This is a genomic window from Streptomyces sp. NPDC049577 (genome assembly GCF_040675635.1).
Taxonomy (GTDB): domain Bacteria; phylum Actinomycetota; class Actinomycetes; order Streptomycetales; family Streptomycetaceae; genus Streptomyces.
In genome coordinates, this window is the sequence record NZ_JBFAPH010000534.1 from 1 (window position 1) to 2,559 (window position 2,559).

Below are 2,559 nucleotides of genomic sequence, written 5' to 3' on the forward strand. Positions count from 1 at the left end.
AGCTCGGCGACCGGCGGAAGGCGGTGCGAGGCGACGAGAACCGCGTTGCCGAACCGCCGGCCGCGCAGCATCGAGGGCTCCGCGATCAGGCACAGCCGGGGGAAGACGGCCGCGAACGTCGCCAGCTGGCCGCGGAGGAAACCGAAGGGCGCGCCGTCGGCCAGGTTCGCCGTGTACCAGCCGTCCGGGCGCAGGACGCGCTCGGCCTCGCGGGCGTACTCCAGCGAGGTCACCTGCGCCGGCACCCGGGAGCCGCCGAAGACATCGGCGACGATCACGTCGGCGCTGTTGTCAGGCGCCGTCTCCAGGGCCGCCCGGGCGTCGCCGGCCCGCACCTCGACGTCCGCGCCGGCCGGCAGCGGCAGGTGCTCGCGGACCAGGTCGATGAGACCTCGGTCGGCCTCGATCACGTGCTGGCGCGAGCCGGGCCGGGTGGCGGCGACGTAGCGCGGCAGGGTGAGCGCGCCGCCGCCGAGATGGAGCACGTCGAGCGGGCGGCCCGGCTCGGCGACGGTGTCCAGGACGCGTGCGAGCCGGCGCGCGTACTCGAATTCGAGGTGGGCGGGGTCGTCCAGATCCACGTAGGACTGGGGGGCGCCGTCCACGGTCAGCAGCCAGGCCCGGGCGCTGTCCACGTCGGGCAGGAGTCTGGCGGTGCCCCGGTCCACGTCCCGGCTCACCGGTATCGGTTCGTCCACTCCCCCATTGTGCCGATGCGCGCACCTCGTCCGCCCACTGGGTGAATGTCGATGCGAGTCCGCCCTTCATTACCCCATCGGGTGAAGCCGACCCAAAAGACTGACGGGGACGGCGGTCGCCTGAGCGAGGGGAGAGACCATGACGGTCATCGGCACCTGGAACCTGGAGAACCTCTTCCGCCCCGGCGATCTGTACGGCCCCAAGGACGAGGCGGCCTACGCGGCGAAGCTCAAGTCCCTCGCCGGCACCGTGAACCGTCTGGCCCCCGATCTGCTGGGGCTCCAGGAGATCGGCGACCCGAAGGCGCTGGCCGATCTGGTGGACCTGCTCGACGGGCACTGGCACACGGCCTGGTCCCGGCACCACGACGGGCGCGGCATCTTCGTCGGCTTCCTCAGCCGGCTGCCGCTGCACACCGTCGCCGACACCGCAGAGTTCGCCCATCACGTCCCCCCGGTGCAGCTGACCGACGACGGCCGGACCACGGGCGCCATGTCCCGCGGGGCCCTGGCGGTCCGCGTGGAACCGGCCCCCGGCCGCACGCTCCAGGTGGCCGTCTGCCATCTGAAGTCGAAGCTGCTGACCTATCCCGGCAACCGCCACAGCCCGAAGGACGAGGGCGAACGCGCCCGCTACGCCGCCTACGCCCTGGCCCTGCGCGGCGCCGAGGCCGTCACCGTGCGCTCCCTGGCCGACGAACTCCTCGCCGGCGACGGCCGCACCCACGACGTCGCCGTCCTCGGCGACCTCAACGACGGGCCGGACGCGGCCACCACGCAGATCCTCCACGGCCCGCCCGGCTCCCAGATCACGGCCGACGGCAGCGGCGGCTTCGACCGCCCCGACAAGGGCGACGCGGCGCGACTGTGGAACCTGGCGCCGCTCATCCCCGAAAAGGAACGTTTCTCCCGTATCCACGAGGGCCATCCGGAGCTGATCGACCACATCCTGGTGAGCCACTCCCTGCTGGAGCGGGTCGAGGAGGTCTCCGCCGGTGCCGGGGAACGGCTGCCGAGCGTCAGCCAGCAGCCGGCCGAGCGCCGGGACACCCCCGGTTCCGACCACGCCCCCGTCCTGGCCCGGCTCGCGTACTGAGCCGGCGCCGGGCCGCCCGCCGGCCTACGGCCTCCGCCGTCGCCTCAGCGATCTCCCGGGCTCCCGGCGTCCTCCCCCTTGGCACGGCGGGCCCTGCCGGTCGTGAAACCGTCCATCCACGTCTGGGCCATGTGCCGGATCACCATCTTCAGCTGCTGGGCGGTCAGCACCTTCTCCAGATGCCCCTGGCGCAGCGCCACCCGCGCCCGCCGCTCCGCCGCCACGAACAACGCCATGAGGTCGGCCTTGCCCATCGCCCCTTCCCCGCGCTCTGCCATGGCAGCACTCTAGGTCGGCCCTCACCAGCGGGCATGCGAATAATCCGCGCCCCGTGCGCGCCGATGCCGGCACGGCGAACCGAGGATGACCGATCGCTGCGCCCGGACGACCATCTCGCCCGCATCACGCCGCCCTTACACCCGTTTCGGTTACGCTCCTTCGATGCTCGACACCGCCGTGCCGTCCCCCGGCCTCACCGAGCGCTGCACCCGGGCGCTGATGTCCCCGCGGTTCCGTCTGGGCGTGCTGGTGGCGCTGCTCGCGTCCGCCGTCGCGGCCGTGCTGGCGCTGCGACCGGAGCGGCTGCTCACCGAGGGCTGGCCGCCGCAGCTGTCCGGTTTCGCGGCGGTCGTGCTGTTCACGGCGGCGTACGGGCTGTGCACGGCGGCGTTCGTGCCGCGTCCGGTGCTCAACCTCGGTGCGGGCGCGCCGCCGGGTCCACGACGTCCACGGGCTGGCCATCGCCGTCCACCCGCACGCCGACAC

General features: G+C 73.3%; 3 protein-coding genes and 1 pseudogene. 2 read left to right on the plus strand and 2 right to left on the minus strand.

What is annotated here, in order from left to right; all coding sequences use genetic code 11:
- Positions 1–698: fused MFS/spermidine synthase (locus AB0K09_RS32245; RefSeq protein WP_366068946.1), on the minus strand; the 698-nt coding region annotated here is incomplete at its 3' end.
- A gap of 139 nt (positions 699–837) precedes the next feature.
- Here AB0K09_RS32245 and AB0K09_RS32250 point away from each other — a divergent pair.
- Complete coding sequence (locus tag AB0K09_RS32250) at positions 838–1,794, plus strand: endonuclease/exonuclease/phosphatase family protein (RefSeq protein WP_366068947.1); 957 nt, start codon at positions 838–840, stop codon at positions 1,792–1,794.
- A gap of 44 nt (positions 1,795–1,838) precedes the next feature.
- On the opposite strand, the gene AB0K09_RS32255 is transcribed toward AB0K09_RS32250, so the two are convergent.
- Positions 1,839–2,072 (minus strand): hypothetical protein, encoded by a 234-nt coding sequence (locus AB0K09_RS32255; RefSeq protein ID WP_366068948.1) that lies wholly within the window; start codon positions 2,070–2,072, stop codon positions 1,839–1,841.
- Positions 2,073–2,235: 163 nt separating this feature from the next.
- On the opposite strand from AB0K09_RS32255, the pseudogene AB0K09_RS32260 reads away from it, so the two are divergent.
- Positions 2,236–2,559, plus strand: a pseudogene (locus AB0K09_RS32260) (hypothetical protein); the annotation flags it as partial.

What these genes read in the sequence shown, in the direction of transcription:
- AB0K09_RS32250 (WP_366068947.1), top strand. Translation starts at nt 838, where the DNA reads ATGACGGTCATCGGCACCTGGAACCTGGAGAACCTCTTCCGCCCCGGC.
- AB0K09_RS32255 (WP_366068948.1), bottom strand. Translation starts at nt 2,072, where the DNA reads ATGGCAGAGCGCGGGGAAGGGGCGATGGGCAAGGCCGACCTCATGGCG.